Source organism: Vibrio sinaloensis, from assembly GCF_023195835.1.
GTDB lineage: Bacteria > Pseudomonadota > Gammaproteobacteria > Enterobacterales > Vibrionaceae > Vibrio > Vibrio sinaloensis_C.
In genome coordinates this window covers 1,781,761-1,803,105 of the sequence record NZ_CP096199.1, presented here as the reverse complement: position 1 = coordinate 1,803,105, position 21,345 = coordinate 1,781,761, and the positions used below count along the sequence as shown (strand labels likewise).

Sequence of the window (21,345 nt, the reverse complement as noted above, 5' to 3'; positions counted from 1 at the left end):
CCTTGGTTAGTGTGGTTATCAACCAAGCGAAACAAAAGAGCTTTTCAAGTATGCGTTTATCAGTAATGAACATTCATCACCATCATCACCCAGTCTAGTCTTTCGGGAGATGTACGCATACCCGGGAGATAGGAAACTCCCGGAGGCCAAATCGCAAACTACAAGATTTAGAACCCTCGGGAGATACATTCTTCCGAGGGTTTTTTAGTTTTTAGTTTAATAATTTCGAATGATGACAAATTTGCACAGGGACAAAGTAATGCAAACACAACGCCTAAGAATCGCAATCCAAAAGAAAGGCCGCCTTAGTAAAGAGAGCCAAGCCTTACTGAAAAAGTGTGGAGTGAAGTTCAATGTGATGGGTGAGCGTTTAGTCGTTCACTCTGAAAATATGCCGATTGACCTGTTACTCGTCCGTGATGATGATATTCCTGGTCTTATCATGGATGGGGTGGTCGACCTAGGTTTCATCGGTGAGAATGAGCTTGAAGAAGTCCGTCTAGACCGCAAAGCGCTCGGCGAGCCAAGTGAGTTTGTAACGCTGCGTCGTTTAGATTTCGGTGGCTGCCGCTTGTCGATTGCCATTGATAAAGACGAAGAGTACAACGGGCCGCAAGATCTTGCAGGAAAACGCATCGCCACGACTTACCCGCAATTGTTAAAAGCTTACATGGACCAGCAAGGTGTTTCATTCTCGACCTGTATGCTGACCGGCTCTGTTGAAGTGGCTCCGCGTGCAGGTTTGGCCGATGCTATTGCTGACCTTGTGTCAACGGGCGCAACGCTAGAAGCGAACGGCCTAAAAGAAGCCGAAGTCATTTTCCAGTCCAAAGCAACGCTCATCCAGCGAAAAGGCGAATTTGATGCCGACAAGACAGCACTTATAGAGAAACTTCTCACTCGTATGCAAGGTGTGCAACAAGCTAAAGAGTCGAAATACATCATGCTTCACGCTCCCGTCAGCAAGCTCGAACAGATCAAATCCCTACTACCTGGTGCTGAAGACCCGACAGTACTGCCATTATCAAGCGATAAAGAGAAAGTGGCGGTGCACCTGGTGAGTACCGAGAATCTATTCTGGGAAACCATGGAGCAGCTAAAAGAACTGGGTGCCAGTTCAATCTTAGTGCTACCAATTGAAAAAATGATGGGGTAAAAGCGATGAGAACCGTTGTTTGGCAGTCATTGAGTGAATCACAACAAGATTCAATATTAGAGCGCCCTGCAATCAGCGAAGGCGCAAATATTACCGCCGCTGTTTCTGAGGTTATTGCTAAGGTACGTCAAGATGGTGATGCGGCATTGATCGAGCTGACTGAGCGATTTGATGGGGTAAAACCGGAATCGATTCGAGTGTCAGAAGCTGAGATTGACCAGGCGTGTTTAAGACTCTCTGCTGAGATGAAGCAAGCGCTTGAGCAAGCTTACCAAAACATTTCTAAGTTCCACAAAGCGCAGAAACCTCAACCGATTAAGGTAGAGACTCAGCCTGGGGTTGTGTGTGAGCAAGTGACGCGAGCGATTCAAAAAGTGGGCCTTTACATCCCCGGCGGCAGCGCACCACTTCCTTCAACGGTATTGATGCTCGGCGTACCAGCGAAAATCGCCGGCTGTCGTAAAGTGGTACTGTGCTCGCCACCGCCTATCGCCGACGAGATTCTCTACGTTGCCAAGTTGTGTGGTATTGATGAAGTATACAACGTTGGTGGCGGTCAAGCCGTAGCGGCGATGGCATACGGGACCGAAACCGTCTCGAAAGTAGACAAAATTTTTGGCCCGGGTAACGCCTACGTTACCGAAGCCAAGCGCCAGGTGAGTAACGATTTTCGCGGCGCTGCTATCGATATGCCAGCAGGTCCTTCGGAAGTCCTGGTGTTGGCCGATGAGACCGCTGATGCCGATTTTATCGCTGCCGATTTGCTGAGCCAAGCCGAGCACGGTCCTGACTCTCAAGTGGTATTAGTAACCCCTTCGCCGATTATTGCCGATCAAGTAACGGATGCGGTTCAACGTCAATTAAAGCAGCTTTCACGCGCTGACATTGCCCAGCAAGCACTGGCGTCGAGTTTAATTATTATTGCCGAATCGATCACTCAATCGGTTGCAATCTCTAATTACTACGGTCCTGAGCACCTCATCGTTCAAACTAAAAACCCGCGCGAGTTGTTGCCACTGCTTGATAATGCTGGCTCGATCTTCTTGGGTGATTGGTCGCCAGAGTCAGCGGGCGACTACGCTTCCGGCACTAACCACGTGCTTCCTACCTACGGTTATACCCGCACCTACTCAAGCCTTGGATTAGCAGATTTCTCTAAGCGCATGACGGTTCAAGAGTTGTCGAAAGAGGGGCTAAAAAATCTGGCGCCAACTGTGGTCACTATGGCAGAAGCTGAAGGGCTTGATGCCCACAAACGTGCTGTCACGATTCGCGTTGAGAAGCTGGCTGGTAAAGCGTAAGGAATATTGAGATGGAAAAGCTAGCACGTAAACAAGTTCAACAATTGACGCCATACCTTTCTGCGCGTCGCATTGGCGGAAGCGGTGATGTGTGGCTAAACGCCAATGAATCACCTTTTGACAATGAATACAAAACCGATTTTGCTCGCCTCAATCGCTACAGTGAATGCCAACCTAAAGAGTTGATACAAGCTTACGCTGCGTATGCGGGGGTGAAACCAGAGCAAACTTTAACCTCTCGCGGTGCGGATGAAGGCATTGAGTTACTGATTCGTGCTTTTGTTGAGCCAGGTGAAGATGCCATTCTCTATTGCCCGCCTACTTACGGCATGTACGCTATCAGTGCCGAAACCATTGGTGTTGAGCGTAAAACGGTACCATTAACATCGGACTGGCAACTTGACCTGGCTGGGATTGAAACCAATCTTGATGGCGTAAAGCTGGTGTTTGTTTGTTCGCCCAACAATCCAACCGGTAACTTGGTGAAACGTGAAGATATCGTCTCTCTGCTCGAGATGACCAAAGACCGAGCCATTGTGGTGATGGACGAAGCGTACATTGATTTTTGTCCAGAAGCGTCGACGGTCGACTTGTTAGAACAGTACCCTAACTTGGCTATCTTGCGTACCCTATCTAAAGCCTTTGCACTTGCAGGTTTGCGCTGCGGTTTTACTCTGGCAAACAAAGAGTTAATCGATGTGCTGCTTAAGGTTATCGCCCCTTACCCAGTGCCTGTACCTGTGGCTGAAATCGCGACTCAGGCGCTGTCTGAGGCGGGCTTGGCTCGAGCTAAATTTCAAGTGCTCGACCTCAATGCCAATCGCGCCTATTTGCAAGTCGGTTTATCCATGATTACTGGGCTAAAAATTTATGAAGGTTGGGGAAACTACCTATTAGTGAAGTTCCCTAATGGCGATGAACTGTTTAAAGCAGCATGGGATAGCGGAATCATTTTACGCAATTCGCCGATAGAGGATTGTGTCCGTATTAGTATTGGCAGCCGAGATGAGTGTGAGAAAACCCTCGGTTTCATTAGAAATTATTACAGCTAAAGCGATTTTGGTGTGGCGGCTTTTCGCTGCATCATCCTATTTTGAAATAAGGAAGTTCGAGTGAGTAAGCAACAAAAAATTCTATTTATCGACCGTGATGGCACCTTAATTGTTGAGCCTCCTGTTGATTTTCAAGTTGACCGTCTAGATAAACTTAAACTAGAGCCATTGGTGATCCCTAGTCTGCTTACCTTGCAAGATGCAGGCTATCGGTTAGTTATGGTGACAAACCAAGATGGCCTCGGCACCGACAGCTACCCACAAGCTGATTTCGATGCCCCACATAACATGATGATGGAGATTTTCGAATCTCAGGGCGTCAAGTTTGATGATGTACTGATTTGTCCTCACTTTGACCACGAAAACTGCTCGTGTCGCAAGCCAAAACTTGGCTTGGTGAAAGAGTACCTGCAACAAGGTAAAGTCGATTTCAAACACTCTGCCGTTATCGGTGACCGCGTCACGGATCTTCAGTTGGCAGAGAACATGGCGATTCGCGGCATCCAGTATCACCCTGACACCATGAACTGGAAGCAAATCGTTAAAGATCTGACGGTAAACGCGCGTGTGGCAGAAGTCATTCGCACCACAAAGGAAACCGACATCAAAGTTGCGGTCAACCTGGATGAGCAAGGGGGCAACGATATCTCTACCGGGCTGGGATTCTTTGACCACATGCTAGATCAAATTGCCACTCACGGTGGCTTCCAAATGGTGTGTAAAGTAGAAGGTGACTTGCATATTGATGATCACCACACCGTCGAAGATACCGCGCTTGCTCTTGGTCAAGCTCTGAAAGAGGCGTTAGGCGATAAGCGTGGCATTGGTCGCTTTGGCTTTAGTCTGCCGATGGACGAATGTTTAGCACAATGTGCATTGGATCTATCTGGTCGTCCTTACCTTAAATTTGATGCCCAGTTTGGTCGTGAGCAGGTCGGTGATCTTTCAACGGAGATGGTGGTTCACTTCTTCCGCTCTCTGACGGATACCCTAGCGTGTACGCTGCACCTTTCTTCTGCGGGCGACAATGATCACCACATTATTGAGAGCTTGTTTAAAGCCTTTGGCCGCACGTTACGTCAAGCGATCAAAGTTGAAGGTACTGAACTGCCAAGTAGTAAAGGCGTTCTTTAAGGGAGAGTAACCAATGACAGAACAGAAAGTCGTCATTATCGATACCGGATGCGCCAACGTATCTTCAGTCAAGTTCGCCATTGAACGCCTTGGTTATGAGGTCACCATATCTAAAGATCCGCAAGTGGTTTTGGCTGCGGATAAGCTGTTTCTACCGGGCGTAGGAACCGCGAGTGAAGCGATGAAAAACCTTGAAGAGCGTGATCTAATCAACTTGGTAAAACAAGTAGAAAAGCCGTTGCTTGGTATCTGTTTAGGTATGCAATTGCTCGGTAAAGTTTCTCAAGAGAAAGGCCAAAAAGCAGACGAGCTGGTGGAGTGTCTCGGACTGTGTGACGGTGAAGTGAAGCTACTGCAAACTGGCGATCTACCGCTTCCTCATATGGGCTGGAACACGGTGGCGGCAAAGGCGGGTCATCCACTTTTCAAAGGGATTGAGGAAGGCGAGTACTTCTACTTTGTGCACAGCTTTGCGATGCCAGTTGGAGGCTACACCATCGCCGAATGTGATTACGGAAATCCATTTACTGCAGCAGTGCAGAGTGGCAACTACTATGGTGTGCAGTTCCACCCAGAGCGTTCTTCAAAAGCGGGCGCGAAGCTTATTCAAAACTTCTTAGAATTATAAAAGGGATTTAGTGTGATTATTCCAGCTCTTGATTTAATTGAAGGACAGGTGGTTCGCCTTTATCAAGGTGATTACGGTCAAGTGACCGAGTACAAAGTCGACCCAGCCGAGCAGTTCAACTTGTACCACCAAGCGGGTGCCAACTGGCTGCACTTGGTGGACTTAACTGGCGCGAAAGACACCACAGCGCGCCAACTTGATTTAATTGCAAAGCTACTAGCCAGCACGCCAGCGAACATCCAAATCGGTGGTGGTGTGCGTACAGAGCAAGACGTGATTGATCTGTTAGAAGCCGGTGCGCAGCGTGTTGTAGTCGGTTCTACCGCAGTAAAACAACCAGAGCTTGTGAAAGGTTGGATGGAAAAGTACGGCGCGGAGAAAATCGTGCTCGCGCTAGACATCAACATTGACCAAGACGGCACCCGTAAAGTCGCGATCTCCGGTTGGCAAGAAGACTCGGGCGTGACTATTGAAGCGCTGATCAGCGATTACTTAACGGTAGGTTTGCAGCACGTGCTTTGTACCGATATCTCTCGTGACGGCACGCTAGAAGGCTCAAATGTCGAGCTTTACGTCGATCTATGCAAACAGTACCCTCAAGTGCAGTTCCAATCTTCAGGTGGTATCGGCTCATTAGCAGACATCGAAGCACTAAAAGGCAGTGGTGTGGCTGGAGTGATTGTGGGCCGCGCACTGTTAGACGGTAAGTTCACAGCAGAGGAGGCATTTGCATGTTGGCAAAGCGAATAATTCCATGTCTTGATGTGCGTGATGGACAGGTGGTTAAAGGCGTCCAGTTCCGCAACCACGAAATCATTGGCGACATCGTTCCTCTGGCGCAGCGCTATGCGGAAGAAGGTGCAGATGAGTTGGTGTTTTATGACATCACGGCATCAAGTGATGGCCGCGTTGTCGATAAAAGTTGGGTTGCACGCGTGGCAGAGGTGATTGATATTCCGTTCTGTGTGGCTGGTGGTATTAAATCGGCAGAGGACGCGGCGCGCATTCTTGAGTTTGGCGCAGATAAGGTGTCGATTAACTCACCTGCATTGGCCAACCCTCAGTTGATTACCGACCTTGCGGACAAGTTTGGCGTGCAATGTATTGTGGTAGGTATCGATTCCTACTACGACAAAGAGACCGGCAAGTATCAGGTCTACCAGTTTACTGGTGATGAGGAACGCACCAAGGCGACTCAATGGGAAACCCGTGATTGGGTGCAAGAAGTACAAAAACGTGGTGCTGGTGAAATCGTGCTCAACATGATGAACCAAGACGGTGTACGTAACGGCTATGACATCGACCAACTGAACATGGTGCGTGAAGTGTGTAACGTCCCCTTGATTGCGTCGGGCGGTGCAGGTGCGATGGAGCACTTTGCCGAAGCCTACCAAAAAGCTAACGTTGATGGCGCACTTGCCGCTTCGGTATTCCACAAACAAGTCATCAATATCGGTGAACTAAAACAGTATTTGAAACAACAAGGTATTGAGGTACGACTATGAGTTTTAACACCGCCGACGTCAGTTCGCTAACAGAGCGAATCAACTGGGAAAAGGTGGATGGTCTGGTCCCTGCCATCGTCCAAGATTTTGAGTCTAGCCAAGTGCTGATGATGGGTTACATGAACCAGGATGCGTTGGCAAAAACGGGTGAAACAGGTCAAGTAACCTTTTATTCGCGCACCAAACAACGCCTTTGGACCAAAGGTGAAACCTCGGGCAACGTGTTGCAGCTTAAGAACATCGCCCTAGATTGCGACAGCGATACACTACTGGTTAAAGTGAATCCCATTGGCCCGACGTGCCACACGGGCACAACGACCTGTTGGGATGGTGATGTGCAAGAAGAGAGCCAAATGGTGTGGCTTCATCAACTTGAGCAATTATTGGCTGCCCGCAAGAGTGCCGATCCAGACTCGTCTTACACCGCTAGTCTTTATGCTCGTGGCACCAAGCGGATTTCGCAAAAGGTGGGTGAAGAAGGCGTTGAAGTCGCGCTTGCGGCGACGTCGGGCGATAAGGCGGAGTTAGTGTGTGAGTCTGCGGATCTGATTTACCATCTGATGGTACTGCTGCAGGATCAAGGCTTATCAATCAACGATGTGATTAACAAGCTAAAAGAGCGTCATAAATAATCGCATTAAACACAAAAGCCGCCGAAAAAGGCGGCTTTGTTGTATCTAAATCGCTAAGTTTCTGTGTGTACCGGAATTAGGGCATCGAACCTCGGGTTGCCATGCAAACCTTCCAAATCCGGCTCATTATCGATCAAATCAGAGATAGACGGGCTGGCTTCAATCGCCTTTTCGAGATCTTCAATAGCTTGCTCCTCAACACCCAAACGGGAGTAGGCACAGGCTCTTTGATAGAGTGCAGGGCCATTGGTGGTGTCTAGCTCGAGCACGCGGTTACAAAGGCTAAGTGCCCAGTGGTACTCTTTAATTTCCATCGCCGCGTCGGCTTTGTAAGTTAAGGCTTCTAAATCACCAGGTCTGATGGTTAAAATCTCATCGAACACATCAATCCGTTGCTCTGCGGTCGGCATGCTTTGCGCTCGCAACCACAAGTTGTGAATCTCATTAATCTTTTCAATTTCTTTATTGTTTTCACTGATGATACGAGTTTTGCGTTTCAGGTCGCGTTCGAGCACGCTGAACTTTTTCTCGTAATCTTTGGCGATTGCATCAAGACGCTTGTCCGCCATCTCTTTAGTGTTGTGCTTGAACTCCCGTAGAGACTGCCATCCAACAAAAGCGATAAGAGACGCGACACCTGCGATGATATAGAAAAAGTAGGTAACAGTGACGTTGGCATAGTTAAGTGACTTGTCAGCCACGCTCAGTTCACGATCGGTAATTTGTACGATGACTCGACGTTCTAAATCTTGCTGATCTTGCCTCAATGCTTTGAGTTCATCCAGGATATAACGCTCCATTAGTGGGCGGTCGAGTAATTCCGAATCTGAGTAGGCGGTGGGTTCAGAGAAGGCTGGCAGACTAGTTAGAGTGCAAAGCAAGCCGAGAAACGTTATCCAAAGTCGCATATTCGCGTCCATCTATCTATTTGATTTGTAGTGCCGAAACCTTAACAAATTTGTTCATGTTTTTACACGTCAGCGTCATTTGTTCGACGAATCAGCGCCATCGCGCGGGCGTTACCCTAACACGATCAGCATGTTGATAAATCATTAATTAGACCACTAATTAATATTTGGCTTGTTTATGTGATATGAGTCACATAAATGGGCGCTTAATGTCAGTGTGATTTGATCTTTCAATCCGGTTTAGCCGATATTAATGGCGTTAATTGTTTAGAGTTCAAAGGAAATGTATTTACACATGATAGCTTCAGCACCTTGGGTTATGTACCCAGAAATACAGGATGACCACCAGTCTGAACTGAAATTAAGTCAGCCTTGTGCTGAAGATGGAGATGGCGTCGCCCAGTTGATTGCTGAGTGTCCACCTCTTGATGTTAACTCTTCGTACTGTAATTTTTTGCAGTCTACTCACTTTAGTAAAACGTGTGTGATCGCTAAGCAAGGCGACAAGGTTGCGGGTTTTATTTCTGCTTACGTAAAACCTGAGCAACCGAACACTCTGTTCGTCTGGCAGGTGGCAATCGGCGCTGACTTTCGTGGTCAAGGTCTAGCATTCACTATGCTTTCATCGCTGCTCAACCGAGAAAACTTGCGCAACATTGACGCGGTTGAAACCACCATCACCAAAGACAACCAAGCATCATGGGCACTGTTTAACAAGCTAGACCAACAGCATGGTTTGCAAGGTAAGGTGAGTAAATTTCTTGACGAGCATAAACACTTCAAAGGGAAGCATGATAGCGAATACCTATATCGTATCCCACTAAACCACAACCAATAATCAGGAGTTAGAAACGGTATCATCATGGATATTTTTAAAAAGCAGGAATCAAAAGTCCGCTCTTATTCGAACAGTTTTCCAGTAGTATTCACTAAAGCAAAAGGTTGCTGGCTCGAAACTGAACAAGGCGATCGTTACCTAGATTTCCTCGCTGGGGCAGGTTCACTGAACTACGGCCACAATAACCCTGTATTAAAACTCGCCTTGCTTGAGTACATCGAGATGGATGGCCTAACCCACGGTCTAGATATGCATTCTCAAGCAAAAGCGGACTTCTTAACCGCGCTACAAAATTATATTTTGGCACCGCGCGATCTGAACTATAAAGTCCAGTTTACTGGACCGACAGGCACCAATGCTGTCGAAGCAGCGCTGAAGTTGGCGCGTAAGGTCAAAGGTCGTGACTCAGTAGTGGCATTCACTAACGGTTTCCATGGCTGCACAACGGGTGCGTTGTCGGCAACCGGTAACCAGCATCACCGCCAAGGTGCAGGCACGAGCTTGACCAATGTGACGCGCATTCCATTCGAAGGTTACGCAGATATTGACGGCCTTAAACTGTTCGAAACCATGCTCAATGATAACTCTGCCGGTATGGATAAACCTGCCGCAGTGCTGTTGGAAACAGTGCAAGGCGAGGGCGGACTCAATGCAGCTTCAAATCAATGGCTCCAGCGCCTGCGTAAGCTCTGTGACCAACATGACATTCTGATGATTGTTGATGATATACAGGCAGGCTGTGGCCGCACTGGAACTTTCTTTAGCTTTGAGCCATCTGGCATCGTTCCTGACATCGTGACCCTATCTAAATCAATCGGTGGATACGGTCTACCAATGGCGGTGGTATTGCTCAAACCTGAGCTCGACCTGTGGAAACCAGGTGAACACAACGGCACCTTCCGCGGTAACAACCATGCCTTTGTCACCGCTGCAAAAGCGCTAGAAATCTACTGGGCTGATGAACAATTCGAACAACACATTGCCCTTTGCTCTGCAAAAGTGAGCGAAGTCATTCAGCGCAACATTAAACGTTATCCAGAGCTGTTCTTGCAGCAAAAGGGTCGAGGCATGATGACGGGTGTCGAGTGTCACGACGGAGACATCTCTGATGAGATTACCAGTGCCTGTTTTGACAATGGCATGGTGATCGAGACGGCTGGTCCAAATGATGAGGTGGTGAAGTTTTTCTGCCCGTTGACCATCACTGAAGCTGAGTTAGATCAAGGCCTAGCGATCTTTGAGAAATCAGTGAATCAAGTAGCCGCTAAACACATTAAGAAAGCATCTTAAAACGAGAGTGAAACATGATAGTAAGAACACTAGAAGAGTGTCGTGATAGTGAACGTCGCGTGGTCGCTGAAACCTGGGAAAGCGTTCGTATGTTGTTGAAGGATGACAACATGGGGTTCTCATTTCATATCACAACCATTTATGAAGATACTGAAACGCACATCCACTACAAGAATCATCTTGAGTCAGTTTACTGTGTGAGTGGTGAAGGAGAGATTGAAGTGGTTGGCGGCGAAACCTATCCGATCCGTCCAGGCACCCTCTACATCCTAGACAAACATGATGAACATTATCTGCGTGCTTACAAAGGTACGCCAATGGTGATGGCCTGTGTGTTCAATCCGCCTATTACAGGTCAAGAAGTTCATGATGAAAACGGTGTCTACCCACTGGTTGATTAATCGTTTGTTTCGAGGGTCTGTTGACCTTTCTTAGGGGCAAGATGCCCCTTTTGTTCACCCACTCAACCCACATTTTAGAAACCCAAAAGGTTCTTATATGACTTATACCGTAGAGAAAATCGGCGGTACCTCAATGACAGCATTTGATGCTGTTCTCGATAACATTATTTTACGTCCCGCTGAAAACGACCGTTATAACCGAGTGTTTGTTGTATCGGCGTATGGCGGCATGACCGACTCACTACTTGAGTGTAAAAAAACCAGCAAGCCAGGTGTCTATCAACTGATTGCCAAACGCGATGACGGTTGGCAAGAAGCGCTCTCTTATTTAGAGCAACGTATGCTATTGACCAATGAACATATGTTTGCCGACCCAATGAGTCGCCACCGCGCAGACAAGTTTATTCGCTCGCGCATTGCAGAGGCGAAGAACTGCATCTCCAATATTCTTGAAACCTGCGAGTATGGCCAGTTTTCGCTGCGTCATTACTTACCACAAATCCGTGAGTTTTTAGCGTCAATCGGTGAAGCGCATAGTGCGTTTAACACGGTACTAAAACTGAAGAACATCGGCCTAAATGCTCGTTTTGTCGACCTCTCTGGTTGGACGACCAATACGCCGAAAAGCTTGGATGAGAGTATTCGAGATGCATTTGCTGGCATTGATGTCACCAAAGAGCTGCCTATTGTGACTGGCTATGCGTCTTGTTCTGAGGGGCTTATGTCGACCTATGACCGTGGTTATAGTGAGATTACCTTTAGCCGAATTGCAGCGATCACTAATGCCGATTTAGCGATAATTCACAAAGAGTATCACCTGAGTTCGGCAGACCCTCGTGTTGTTGGCCCGGATAAAGTACTGCCGATTGGTAAGACGAACTATGATGTGGCCGATCAACTGGCAAACTTAGGCATGGAAGCGATTCACCCCAATGCTGCCGCTGGCCTTCGCGATAAAAACATCGAGCTGCAAATCAAGAACACCTTTGAACCTGAACATCCAGGCACATTGATTTCGAATGACTACCAATCGAGCAAAGATAAAATCGAGATTATTGCCGGTAAAGAGAAAGTATTTGCGCTGCATCTGTTTGATCAAGGCATGGTCGGCAATGTGGACAATGTCAGTTACGATTTGATGGAAATCATTGCTGACGCGCATGTGAGCCTAATCGGTAAAGAGATGAATGCCAACTCGATCACTTATTACTTGGGTGGCAGCAGTGAGAATCTGAACAAAGTGTTGTACAAGGCAGAGAAGAAGTACCCGCAAGCTGAAATCAAGGGACGCATGGTCGCACTGATTTCTGCTATTGGGGCACAGATTGATACCAATAAAGCGCTCGCGCAGGGCGTATTTGCTCTGCTTAATCAAGACATTACGCCAGTGGCGCTGCACTCGTCAATGCGCAATGTCAATGTGCAGTTTGTCGTTAGTGACAAAGAGTACCAGCAAGCGATTTTCGCTTTACACCAAGAGTTTTTCGCCGATAGACAGCCGAAAATCAGCAAACCCAAACCACAGAAAGTGGCATAACCAAAGCAAAACAATCTCCTCCTTAATTTGCGCCCCTATTTGGGGCGCTTTTTTGTCTCTGTTTGTTGTGGTGGAGAGCGGTAAAACCAAGTTATTCAAACAGCCAGTAGTAGCCATATCCGATTAAAAGTGCCGGCAGCGCTGAGTACAAACTGGCGACCAAAGCGGCTTTGGGAGCGAAGGCGATGGCCGGAAATAGCGCATCACCATCATTGGCTATGGCGTTCGATAGCTGCGTTGATAGTGGCGCCGCCCCAGATAAGTAAAGACTCGTCACTAGGATCTGTGGCCCGCATCCAGGCAGTAAACCGATGATCATCCCTGCCATGGGCATCCAGGGTCCCCAATCGTTGAGTATTGCTGACATCTGAATATCGGCACTGGCTTGGATTAGCTCAAAGGCCACAAACGCGACCACGACCCAAGCGGTGACAAAGTTGGTGTCTTGAGCGGCTTTTTGCATCGGATGCGAAGAGAATGATTTGCAGTCTTCTGCCACGGTTGACTGATAGTCGCTGATCTCCTTTGTCAGTGACCACAGCAGCATACTGACCACGATAAGCACTGCGCCGATCCACTCCATCGTCAGTGTAGGCAACGACAGCAATGAGTTGATATCAACTTGGAACGAGTTCAAGCCTGCGATGATCGCTGATGGTAGCAACAACCATTGCCAAAACTTACCTTGTAAATTGATTGCCGTTTGCTCAATTGAGGGAGAGTGGTTGCGGCAACACTGATGGGTAGGGGAAGTGCTGGTATGTTTGGGGCGTAAAAAGCCTTCGTGATGCATGACGTTTACGCACCAACCGGTGAGGCAACCCACAACGCAACCAACCACTATCACCACCAACCCCGTTTTCGGTTGGCTGGCAAGGAGCAGAAACGCCGCATCGCCCATGGTTGAAGTCAGTACAGCCACTAAGGCCCCAAATCCTACTCGACCACTAACAAATTGGGTGGTCACGACGATGGCTCCGCCGCAGCCCGGCAAGGCCCCGAGTAGGGAAGCAAACAGGACTTGGTAGGTGGGTGAAGAGTGATAAAGGTTCACTACACGATTGGGATGACGAAACAATCGTGCTAAGTAGTGATAGAGTGAAAGAGTAAACGCGACATAACACGCAACGGCCCAGTAAGCATCGGCCAATGAGAGCAGCACTGACTGACGAGTCTGAGGTGCCAACAACAGCGTTATCAGACCAATAGGCAACAGCAGCCGTCTATAAGCGGGACGAAACTGGGCAAGTTTGAAGCCTATCGCTGTTTGCGTGCTGATCTTAATGCTATCCATACTCGCTCTTAATGCAAATGATAATAGTTATCATTTTATGCTAATGAGAATTATTTTCAATAGGTTTTTGTTCGGCTTTATCGTCACACTATGTCTTATGCCGAAATATTCTTTTTCAGCCGATGACAAACGGACAAATTAGGGTAAAATATTGGGTTTGTGAGTAATTGCCCAAGTCGGGAATAAATAAAGTCAGATAGGAAAAAAGATGATTCTAGTTGTAGGTCACAAGAACCCTGATAGCGATAGTATCTGTAGTGCACTAGTCGCAACCGAACTGCTAACAGCACGTGGTGTTGAGGCAAAGCCGATTCGCCAAGGTGAAATTAACCGTGAAACTCAACACATTCTTGAAGTCGCTGGCGCAGAAGTTCCAGAGCTACGCACTTCAGTGGCGGGCGAAAAAATCTGGTTGGTAGACTACTCAGATCTCGCACAAGCTCCAGATGACGTGGCTGAGGCTGAAATCCTGGGTATCGTTGATCACCACCGCCTAGGTGATGTGATGACAGTGAACCCAATGGAAGCGTGGATTTGGCCTGTTGGTTGTACTAACACTGTACTGTTCAACATGTTCAAGATTGAAGGTCATGAAATCAAGCCACAAATTGCTAAGCTTATGATGTCTGCGATTCTATCTGACACGGTAGGTTTTGCATCACCGACTTGTACTCAAAAAGACAAAGACGCAGTGGCCGAGCTTGCAGAAATCGCTGGTGTGACTGACGTCGACACGTTCATCAAAGATTTGTTGATCGCAAAAACTAACATCGAAGGCCTATCAGCGGCTGAATTGGTCGAAAAAGATCTGAAAGGTTACCCTTTCAATGGTCGTGATGTTGTGGTTGGCCAAGTTGAGCTTGCAACACTTGAGCAAGTTGATGGCATGATTGACGCGCTTGAAGCGGATCTAGAACGTCGTTGCAACGAAGAAGGTCTGGCATTTGCCGCGGTGATGCTAACCGATATCACTACCGCACAAACTCGTCTACTCTACAAAGGTGAGTGGGCAGAGAAGCTGGTTAAGCACGAAAAAGATGGCGTGCTGATGATGGAAAACACGCTAAGTCGTAAGAAGCAAGGTTGGCCTTGGCTACAAGCTGAACTAGCGTAATTTATCGAGCAATCGCGACGAACGCCCACGTATCTATCGTGGGCGTTTTATTTTTTAAGGGGCATGTATGTCACAACCACTATCGCAACAACAAATTGAATCGGTAAATAAGATGCGTCCAGATGAGCGCTTAAACTACTGTATCAAAGAGATGGCACAGCAACGTAAAGTCTGGATTCTGACGGATGAACATGGCTGTGTGATGCTTAACAGCGAAGATGAAGATTGCGTTCCTGTGTGGCCACACCAAGAATTTGCTCAGCAATGGGCGACAGGGGAGTGGGCTCATTGCCAAGCGGAAGCGATTTCTACGGCTAAGTGGTTTAGCCGCTGGACCTATGGTCTAGAAGATGACGAGTTAGCAGTGGTGGTGTTTCCCGACAGCAATCAAGAGGGCGTCGTGCTTTACCCCGATGAGTTTGAATTTGAACTTAAAAAGCGCGGAGCTTAGGGTCTCAGTATCCCACTAACTGAAACAATTCTCCGCCCGTGGAGACAGAGACGGCGCTTTTTAAGGTGCCGTCTTTTTGATAGCGCTGAAGTATAGGACCAATCACTGTTCGAACTTGTTGCTCATTCATACCTGGGGTCAATTCTGGTTCATAGAGCAGTTTCAGTAATACTACGTCAAGTGGGGAGAGTAAGTCCTCTGGCGTTTCATCATTAAAAATAGAGGGGTAGGCGAGCTCTGAATCATTGGGTAGACCGAGCACTTGCGTGATTTCTTCGACAATACACGCCAGTAACTTGCCGTGGCCTCTGGCTTGATCGACTGGGATGATCACCGCAGCCTTGGCAATAGCTCCATCGTTGCCGACCTGATAGCCTGCCTTGCATATCGCCCCATAGACGTGTTTCAGTGCGCCAGCGCCAAAATGTGCTTCGATGTCTTCGCGCCATTTTGATTCACGAGTATAAATCCAGGTGACGTTGGCTTGATCGGCAGAGTTGACTCGTCGTATCAGGTGCCCGGTGACTTGTTCGAGGTGACGAATATGGGCGTTGGTCAACTCATCGTGCAAATCGCTATCGCCGACCTTATGTTCTACCCATATTTTGACTGGTTGCTGCCATTTCACCAGAGGCTTACTGCCGCGTGAGTATTCATTACGCAGCGCGACGTTGATAAAAGCGGTTTCGATAAACTTAGGATCACGCCAAGTCTGGGCAATTTGGTTGGCCAACAGCTCACTGCTGGTCACAAGCGAAACGAGAAATAGGGCGGCTATCCTTAGCATAACGATTTACCTAAAGCAGGTGGCTTTATTGAAATGACTCTCAACCAAACGCTGGGTGATTGGGTGCTCGGGACGTGACAGCACTTGATGAGTTTCACCACTTTCAACCACTTGACCTTCATGCATCACCATCACTTTGTCGGTGATGTGTTTAATGACGCCGATATGTTGAGACACATAGATAAACGACACCCCCATCTCTTCTTGGAGCTCAAGAAACAAGTTAATGATCTGCGAGCGCATCGCCATGTCTAACCCATTTAGCGCTTCATCGGCGACAATCACCGACGGCTGCAAAATTAAAGCTCTAGCCAAACAGACACGTTGCTTCTGACCGGTCGCCAGCATTTGCGGATAGAAGTAAGCGTGCTCAGGAAGAAGCCCGACCCGCAGCAGTGTCTCTTTAACCCGCTTGATACGCGCCTCTGGTGGCATGCTGGTGTTTCTTTTTAACGGCCCTTCGAGGATACGCCCAATTTGAATCCGCGGATTCAACGACGTGTTAGGGTCTTGGAAAATCATCCGAATCAGCTTACAGCGCGTCGAATAGTCTTGATGTTCAAGACGTTCGCCATTAACGCGAATTTCCCCGGATGTGGGCTCGACCACACCTGCCAGCATTCGCGCTAAGGTCGATTTACCCGAGCCATTTTGTCCGATAAAGCCAATGGTTTGGCCCGCCTCTAGGCTAAAGCTCACCGGTTTGACCGCTTCGTGGATCTTTTTGCGCAGTAGCCCCGAGCGCGTTACAAACGATTTAGATAAATCTTGAACTTCTAACAGCGCACTCATGCTTTTTTCTTCTCCGTATTGAGCGGGAAATGACAGGCGAACTTGTGGTTCTTGATTCTTCGGGTCATTGGGATCTCGACACATTGGCGCTGCGCATAGGGACAACGGGGCCCAAGTCGACAACCAATCGGTAAATGTTGTAACGGTGGAATCGAGCCCGGTAGCGACTGGAGCTTCTCTTTGTGAGGAATCCAATCATTAAAATCGGGCATCGCCTTCAATAGAGCAAACGTGTAAGGATGCTTAGGTTTAGTCAGGATCTTTTTCGTATCTGCAGACTCTACCGATTGGCCGCAATACATTACCGTAATGCGGGTTGCCCATTGGGTAATAGTTGTCAAGTCATGACCGATCAACAAGATTGACGTGTTGTTTAACTGATTCATACGGCTCAGTAGACGAAGGATCTGAGACTGAGTAATGGGATCGAGGTCGTTGGTTGGCTCGTCCGCGATCAGCAGTTTAGGCTTGGCGGCTATCGCCATCGCAATCATGATTTTTTGACACTCACCGTCAGTCAGCTCGTAAGGGTAGCTACTCATGATTTGTTGGTGATCTTTAATCCCAACCTTATGCAGCAAACCTACCGCTTGTTTCTTGCGCCATTTAAAACGTTGCCACCAACGGCCAGTAAACGAGTGTGCGGGAATCGACTCGATTAGCTGCTTACCTACCTCTTCAGATGGATCCAAGCAGGTTGATGGTTCTTGGAAAATCATCGCGATGTCGCGGGCAATGACGCGCCGACGCTCTTTGGGAGTTAACTGCAGTAAGTCGATATTGCCGAGACGCATTCGGTCAGCGGTGACTTTCCAGTTGTCTTTGCACACACCAACGATCGCTTTTGCCACCAAGCTTTTGCCCGAGCCTGATTCACCCACTAAGCCACGTATTTCACCTTCGTTTAAAGTTAAACTCATGCGGTCGACCGCTTTCACCAAGCCATGTGGTGTTTCAATCTCGATAGTTAAGTGGCGAATATCAAGTAACGGCATTATTCGATCCCCGCGTTGAGTGCTTGACGAACGCCTTCGCCAACAAGGTTAATCACAATCACGGTAAACATGATAGCCAGACCAGGTAAGGTGACCGTCCACGGAGCCAGATAAATCAGCTCAACAGAGTCGCCGAGAATCGCGCCCCACTCAGTGCTTGGCGCTTGAGCGCCCAAGCCAAGGAAGCCCAGCGCAGTAATATCGAGAATCGCAATCGAGAGTGCTAAGGTAACTTCTGAAGCGATCACCACCAAGATATTGGGAATGATAGAGTTCCACAGCAGGTAGAAATCATTGGCCCCGTCAAGTCGCGCGGCCATAATGTAGTCTTTTTCGACTTCGGTATGAACCGCGATATACACCGAGCGAACAAAACGTGGAATCAGCGCTAAGCAGATCGCGAGTAAAATATTGAACTCACCAAACCCGAGAAAGGCGACGAAGATAATCGCCAGCAGCAGTGACGGGATAGACATGACGGTATCAAGAAGGTGGTTGAGAGTACTGGACAGCAAACCTTTGGTCATCCCCGCCAGCACGCCAATCATACAGCCTATTATGGTCGCGACTAAGGTGATCAAAACCGCGGCACCAAAAGTGAGGCGTGAACCATCAATCAAACGTGACAAGATGTCGCGGCCCAAGTCATCGGTGCCAAGAAAGTATTCCACCGTTCCTTGAGGGTTCCATGAGGGCGGCAGTAGTAACGCGCCGGTTTGTGCTTGTGGGTCATGGGGTATTAACCAAGGAGACACTAAGGTGAGTATTACGATCAGCACCAAACACCATAAGCCGAACATGGCGAGGTTATTGGCGCGATAACTGCGCCAAAAGCGTTCAATCTGAGTTGGAATGCGATCTTCTTGATAGACGTTATCGGTTAGCATACCACTCTTTCCTTACCAATGGGTTGACCATAGCACCTATTAGATCAGACAAAATATTCGCCGTCAGCACCAAAGACGCCACCACAATAACACCGGCTTGAATCGCCACGTAGTCTTGATTGGATAGGGCATCAATTAACCAACGGCCAATACCTGGCCAGTTAAAGATGGACTCAGTAATAATCACCAGCGTCAACATACTCGACAACTGAACACCAATTTTGGGGATGATCGGCGGAATCGCGTTACGCAAAACATGCTGAGTGACGATTTCATGGGTGGACAGGCCTTTAATTCGTGCCGCACGAATATAGTTTTGTCCCATCACTTCAGAGACAGAGGCTCGCATTAGACCGATAACTTGGGTGGTCGGTGCTAGGGCTAATACGATACAGGGCAGAATGAGGTGCTCAATGACACTTTGCAGTGCGTGTGCACGGTACTCACCACTAGCAAAAAAAGCGTCGATCAGAGCGAAACCCGTCACGTGATCAATTTGATACAGCAAATCGTAACGACCGGCCACTGGCACGACTTCGAAGTGAAGAGAAAAGACCATGATCATCAGCAGCGCTATCCAGTAAATAGGTGCTGAGTAGCCAGACATCGAAGTAAAAGATATCGCCGTATCGATCCATTTGCCCTGTTTCATCCCGGCTAAGGTGCCAATCGGGATACCAATCAGCAGTGATATGATAAAGGCGATTAAACACAGCTCGAGTGACGCTGGGAACACCACTTTTAACTCATCCACTATCGCCACGCCTGATTTACTGACGCCGAAGTTGAGTTGCATCAACTCACCAATGTAGGTGAGCCAACCACTCCAAAAGTCTTGCAGAGCCCAAGGGGAGTTCGGTTCGAGGCGCAGAATGCTAAAACCGACCATGGTTAAGATAAGCAAGGTAATAATAAACAGATTGAGTCTGCGGACACTATACAACAGCACTATTTTACCCTCTCTACTTGATCAAATGGTTGGGCATTAAAGGGGCTCACCTTAAATCCTGTCAAAGAGCGATGCTGCGCCTGCAGTTGCATGCCATGATTGAGTGGGATGATCGGAAACTCCTCATTGAGAATGTTTTGTGCCTGTTTGTACAAGTTGATGCGATAGCGCGGCTTGTCGACTTCCAGTGCCAGATCTAGCAGAAAGTCAAAGTCAGGATTACACCAGCTTGATACGTTGAGACCAACCCGATTCGAGCCACAAGAGAGTAACGGTCTAAGAAAGTTATCCGGGTCACCCGTGCTGGCTATCCAGCCTGTGAGGTACAGGTCGAGATTACTGTCTACGTCGCCTCGGTCAAAGCGGTCTTCGGTGACCAGATTCAATGTGATCCCCACATCGGCGAAATTGGCTTGGATGAGTTCGGCCGTCTTACGTGGGCTCGGGTTGTAAGCGCGAGGTTCAAGCGGCACAGACATGCTGAGCTCTAAACCTTGACTGAATCCTGCATCACGCAATAAGGCTAGAGCATAGTTGCGATCGTAGCGCAGTTGCACGGCATCTTTTTGATAGGCCCACGATGAAGGAGGAAGAACGGAATAGGCTTGGCTACCGGTACCGTAGTAGACAGAATCAAGGATGTTTTGCCGATTGATAGCGTAATTGAGCGCTTTTCTGACTCGAGCATCATTTAAAGCGGGGTGTGAAGTGTTCACTGCAACAAAGGAGATATTCATCGCAGGCTTGGCCATCACCTCAATATCGCTGTCTTTGGTGATCACTTGCAACTGGCTAGAAAGCGGAGAGTTGAGTACATCGCATTCATTGCGCAGCAGTTTGGCCAGTGTGCCTGTGCCGCGCTGGGAGATATCAAACACCACTTGATTCATGTTTGGAACGTGTTTCCAGTATGCGTTGTGGCGCTTGAGGCGAATAAAATCGTTGAACTGGTATTCAGCGAGATAAAACGGCCCTGTTCCCACAGGATGAGTATCGAGCATACCTTTGTCGTCACGAAGCTCTAGCTGATTGGCGTACTCTTTGGAGTGTATTACTGCGTGGCTGGTAGCGATGTTGGATAAAAATGTGTTGTCAGGGCGACTAAGAATAAAAGTCACTTGATGATTATTGAGTGCCACAACGTCAGTGACTAGATTTTGGAAATCAATACCGCTAAACCAAGGATACAGGCCGCTACCGACATAATGAAACGGGTGAGTGGTGTCTAGGATGCGACGAAAACTGAACACAACATCAGAGGCGTTCAACGCTCTCGATGGCGTAAACCAAGCGGTGGTTTGAAACTGGACATTTTGCCGCAAGGTAAAGGTATATTCAGTGCCAGCTTCATTGACGCTCCATTCGGACGCTAAGTTTGGAACCGGGCGGTAGTTGTCTGAGTCGAGGGTCAGTAAAGTGTCAAATATCTGTGGGCTGAGCGTCTCAGTGGTGATGCCGCTGTCGACCAACTGTGGGTTAAATGTCGCAGGAGTTCCCTGACCACAATAGACAAATCCCTTTTGACGAATTTTGTCGTGGTCGAGCTCTTCACCACATCCGGTCAACAAAGCGATGCCGACCAAGCTTAATGTAAACTGTATCAATGCTTTCATAGAAAGAACAATTGTCCGAGACAAAGCGGAAATGAACTGATCATTATGCCTTAAGATCCTAATAATTTACCACTAAATCTC

General features: G+C 48.1%; 22 protein-coding genes and 1 other annotated feature. Of the genes, 14 read left to right on the top strand and 8 right to left on the bottom strand.

Annotated elements, in window-relative coordinates; all coding sequences use genetic code 11:
* Window positions 1-73: 73 nt before the first annotated feature.
* Window positions 74-209: a sequence feature (His leader region), on the top strand.
* Window positions 210-259: 50 nt separating this feature from the next.
* Genes hisG through hisIE form a run of 8 tightly spaced genes read left to right on the top strand, consistent with a single transcriptional unit; the run spans window position 260 to window position 7,408 of the window.
* Window positions 260-1,156, top strand: a complete 897-nt coding sequence (hisG, locus tag MTO69_RS08185; RefSeq protein WP_248328212.1) for an ATP phosphoribosyltransferase — start codon at window positions 260-262, stop codon at window positions 1,154-1,156.
* 5 nt (window positions 1,157-1,161) lie between these two features.
* A complete protein-coding gene (gene hisD / locus MTO69_RS08180; protein WP_248328210.1) occupies window positions 1,162-2,457 on the top strand; it encodes a histidinol dehydrogenase in 1,296 nt (431 codons plus the stop codon).
* A gap of 11 nt (window positions 2,458-2,468) precedes the next feature.
* Entirely contained in the window at window positions 2,469-3,509 is a 1,041-nt protein-coding gene (hisC, locus tag MTO69_RS08175; RefSeq protein WP_248328208.1) for a histidinol-phosphate transaminase, read from the top strand.
* A gap of 60 nt (window positions 3,510-3,569) precedes the next feature.
* Window positions 3,570-4,643, top strand: a complete 1,074-nt coding sequence (gene hisB / locus MTO69_RS08170; RefSeq protein WP_248328206.1) for a bifunctional histidinol-phosphatase/imidazoleglycerol-phosphate dehydratase HisB — start codon at window positions 3,570-3,572, stop codon at window positions 4,641-4,643.
* A gap of 13 nt (window positions 4,644-4,656) precedes the next feature.
* A complete protein-coding gene (gene hisH / locus MTO69_RS08165; RefSeq protein ID WP_248328204.1) occupies window positions 4,657-5,271 on the top strand; it encodes an imidazole glycerol phosphate synthase subunit HisH in 615 nt (204 codons plus the stop codon).
* A gap of 12 nt (window positions 5,272-5,283) precedes the next feature.
* Entirely contained in the window at window positions 5,284-6,021 is a 738-nt protein-coding gene (gene hisA / locus MTO69_RS08160; protein WP_248328202.1) for a 1-(5-phosphoribosyl)-5-[(5-phosphoribosylamino)methylideneamino]imidazole-4-carboxamide isomerase, read from the top strand.
* A complete protein-coding gene (gene hisF / locus MTO69_RS08155) occupies window positions 6,003-6,776 on the top strand; it encodes an imidazole glycerol phosphate synthase subunit HisF (RefSeq protein ID WP_239868127.1) in 774 nt (257 codons plus the stop codon). Before hisA ends, hisF begins: the two co-directional genes overlap by 19 nt.
* Window positions 6,773-7,408: a bifunctional phosphoribosyl-AMP cyclohydrolase/phosphoribosyl-ATP diphosphatase HisIE gene (hisIE, locus tag MTO69_RS08150; protein ID WP_248328200.1), complete on the top strand. Its 636-nt coding sequence runs from the start codon at window positions 6,773-6,775 to the stop codon at window positions 7,406-7,408. The genes hisF and hisIE overlap by 4 nt, the downstream gene beginning before the upstream one ends.
* Before the next feature lie 53 nt (window positions 7,409-7,461).
* Here the strand turns inward: hisIE and MTO69_RS08145 are convergent, their stop codons facing one another.
* A complete protein-coding gene (locus tag MTO69_RS08145) occupies window positions 7,462-8,316 on the bottom strand; it encodes a tetratricopeptide repeat protein (RefSeq protein ID WP_248328198.1) in 855 nt (284 codons plus the stop codon).
* 295 nt (window positions 8,317-8,611) lie between these two features.
* On the opposite strand from MTO69_RS08145, the gene ectA reads away from it, so the two are divergent.
* The 4 genes from ectA to MTO69_RS08125 all read left to right on the top strand — a co-directional run bounded on the left by ectA (window position 8,612) and on the right by MTO69_RS08125 (window position 12,382).
* Window positions 8,612-9,154, top strand: coding sequence for a diaminobutyrate acetyltransferase (gene ectA / locus MTO69_RS08140; RefSeq protein ID WP_248328196.1), 543 nt, complete (start codon window positions 8,612-8,614; stop codon window positions 9,152-9,154).
* 24 nt (window positions 9,155-9,178) lie between these two features.
* A complete protein-coding gene (ectB, locus tag MTO69_RS08135; RefSeq protein ID WP_248328194.1) occupies window positions 9,179-10,444 on the top strand; it encodes a diaminobutyrate--2-oxoglutarate transaminase in 1,266 nt (421 codons plus the stop codon).
* Window positions 10,445-10,458: 14 nt separating this feature from the next.
* On the top strand, window positions 10,459-10,845 hold the full coding sequence (locus MTO69_RS08130) for an ectoine synthase (protein WP_248328192.1): 387 nt from the start codon (window positions 10,459-10,461) through the stop codon (window positions 10,843-10,845).
* Window positions 10,846-10,942: 97 nt separating this feature from the next.
* Window positions 10,943-12,382 carry an aspartate kinase gene (locus tag MTO69_RS08125; protein ID WP_248328190.1) on the top strand — a complete coding sequence of 480 codons (1,440 nt, stop codon included), beginning with the start codon at window positions 10,943-10,945 and terminating at the stop codon, window positions 12,380-12,382.
* A gap of 91 nt (window positions 12,383-12,473) precedes the next feature.
* Here MTO69_RS08125 and MTO69_RS08120 read toward each other — a convergent pair whose 3' ends face one another.
* The gene (locus tag MTO69_RS08120; protein ID WP_248328188.1) at window positions 12,474-13,676 is read right to left on the bottom strand and encodes a putative manganese transporter; all 1,203 of its coding nucleotides are present in this window, start codon (window positions 13,674-13,676) and stop codon (window positions 12,474-12,476) included.
* 208 nt (window positions 13,677-13,884) lie between these two features.
* Here MTO69_RS08120 and MTO69_RS08115 point away from each other — a divergent pair, with 208 nt between their 5' ends.
* Both MTO69_RS08115 and MTO69_RS08110 read left to right on the top strand, forming a co-directional pair.
* Window positions 13,885-14,790 carry a manganese-dependent inorganic pyrophosphatase gene (locus MTO69_RS08115; protein WP_248328186.1) on the top strand — a complete coding sequence of 302 codons (906 nt, stop codon included), beginning with the start codon at window positions 13,885-13,887 and terminating at the stop codon, window positions 14,788-14,790.
* 67 nt (window positions 14,791-14,857) lie between these two features.
* Window positions 14,858-15,241 carry a DUF2750 domain-containing protein gene (locus MTO69_RS08110; RefSeq protein WP_248328184.1) on the top strand — a complete coding sequence of 128 codons (384 nt, stop codon included), beginning with the start codon at window positions 14,858-14,860 and terminating at the stop codon, window positions 15,239-15,241.
* A 4-nt stretch (window positions 15,242-15,245) separates the two neighbouring features.
* Here the strand turns inward: MTO69_RS08110 and MTO69_RS08105 are convergent, their stop codons facing one another.
* The 6 genes from MTO69_RS08105 to sapA are packed head-to-tail and all read right to left on the bottom strand — an operon-like array spanning window position 15,246 to window position 21,264.
* Complete coding sequence (locus tag MTO69_RS08105) at window positions 15,246-16,028, bottom strand: DUF2927 domain-containing protein (protein WP_248328182.1); 783 nt, start codon at window positions 16,026-16,028, stop codon at window positions 15,246-15,248.
* Window positions 16,029-16,034: 6 nt separating this feature from the next.
* The gene (locus MTO69_RS08100) at window positions 16,035-16,820 is read right to left on the bottom strand and encodes a peptide ABC transporter ATP-binding protein (protein ID WP_248328180.1); all 786 of its coding nucleotides are present in this window, start codon (window positions 16,818-16,820) and stop codon (window positions 16,035-16,037) included.
* Entirely contained in the window at window positions 16,817-17,815 is a 999-nt protein-coding gene (locus tag MTO69_RS08095) for a peptide ABC transporter ATP-binding protein (RefSeq protein ID WP_248328178.1), read from the bottom strand. The genes MTO69_RS08100 and MTO69_RS08095 overlap by 4 nt, the downstream gene beginning before the upstream one ends.
* A complete protein-coding gene (gene sapC, locus MTO69_RS08090) occupies window positions 17,815-18,702 on the bottom strand; it encodes a putrescine export ABC transporter permease SapC (RefSeq protein ID WP_248328176.1) in 888 nt (295 codons plus the stop codon). Before sapC ends, MTO69_RS08095 begins: the two co-directional genes overlap by 1 nt.
* The gene (locus MTO69_RS08085; protein WP_248328174.1) at window positions 18,689-19,651 is read right to left on the bottom strand and encodes an ABC transporter permease; all 963 of its coding nucleotides are present in this window, start codon (window positions 19,649-19,651) and stop codon (window positions 18,689-18,691) included. Before MTO69_RS08085 ends, sapC begins: the two co-directional genes overlap by 14 nt.
* Window positions 19,651-21,264, bottom strand: a complete 1,614-nt coding sequence (sapA, locus tag MTO69_RS08080) for an ABC transporter substrate-binding protein SapA (protein ID WP_248328172.1) — start codon at window positions 21,262-21,264, stop codon at window positions 19,651-19,653. The genes MTO69_RS08085 and sapA overlap by 1 nt, the downstream gene beginning before the upstream one ends.
* Between the last annotated feature and the right edge of the window lie 81 nt (window positions 21,265-21,345).

Bases quoted from the DNA above. Each gene is read 5' to 3' on its own strand.
- hisG (WP_248328212.1), top strand. From the start codon at position 260: ATGCAAACACAACGCCTAAGAATCGCAATCCAAAAGAAAGGCCGCCTT.
- hisD (WP_248328210.1), top strand. From the start codon at position 1,162: ATGAGAACCGTTGTTTGGCAGTCATTGAGTGAATCACAACAAGATTCA.
- hisC (WP_248328208.1), top strand. From the start codon at position 2,469: ATGGAAAAGCTAGCACGTAAACAAGTTCAACAATTGACGCCATACCTT.
- hisH (WP_248328204.1), top strand. From the start codon at position 4,657: ATGACAGAACAGAAAGTCGTCATTATCGATACCGGATGCGCCAACGTA.
- hisF (WP_239868127.1), top strand. From the start codon at position 6,003: ATGTTGGCAAAGCGAATAATTCCATGTCTTGATGTGCGTGATGGACAG.
- hisIE (WP_248328200.1), top strand. From the start codon at position 6,773: ATGAGTTTTAACACCGCCGACGTCAGTTCGCTAACAGAGCGAATCAAC.
- MTO69_RS08145 (WP_248328198.1), bottom strand. From the start codon at position 8,316: ATGCGACTTTGGATAACGTTTCTCGGCTTGCTTTGCACTCTAACTAGT.
- ectA (WP_248328196.1), top strand. From the start codon at position 8,612: ATGATAGCTTCAGCACCTTGGGTTATGTACCCAGAAATACAGGATGAC.
- ectB (WP_248328194.1), top strand. From the start codon at position 9,179: ATGGATATTTTTAAAAAGCAGGAATCAAAAGTCCGCTCTTATTCGAAC.
- MTO69_RS08130 (WP_248328192.1), top strand. From the start codon at position 10,459: ATGATAGTAAGAACACTAGAAGAGTGTCGTGATAGTGAACGTCGCGTG.
- MTO69_RS08125 (WP_248328190.1), top strand. From the start codon at position 10,943: ATGACTTATACCGTAGAGAAAATCGGCGGTACCTCAATGACAGCATTT.
- MTO69_RS08120 (WP_248328188.1), bottom strand. From the start codon at position 13,676: ATGGATAGCATTAAGATCAGCACGCAAACAGCGATAGGCTTCAAACTT.
- MTO69_RS08115 (WP_248328186.1), top strand. From the start codon at position 13,885: ATGATTCTAGTTGTAGGTCACAAGAACCCTGATAGCGATAGTATCTGT.
- MTO69_RS08110 (WP_248328184.1), top strand. From the start codon at position 14,858: ATGTCACAACCACTATCGCAACAACAAATTGAATCGGTAAATAAGATG.
- MTO69_RS08105 (WP_248328182.1), bottom strand. From the start codon at position 16,028: ATGCTAAGGATAGCCGCCCTATTTCTCGTTTCGCTTGTGACCAGCAGT.
- MTO69_RS08100 (WP_248328180.1), bottom strand. From the start codon at position 16,820: ATGAGTGCGCTGTTAGAAGTTCAAGATTTATCTAAATCGTTTGTAACG.
- MTO69_RS08095 (WP_248328178.1), bottom strand. From the start codon at position 17,815: ATGCCGTTACTTGATATTCGCCACTTAACTATCGAGATTGAAACACCA.
- sapC (WP_248328176.1), bottom strand. From the start codon at position 18,702: ATGCTAACCGATAACGTCTATCAAGAAGATCGCATTCCAACTCAGATT.
- sapA (WP_248328172.1), bottom strand. From the start codon at position 21,264: ATGAAAGCATTGATACAGTTTACATTAAGCTTGGTCGGCATCGCTTTG.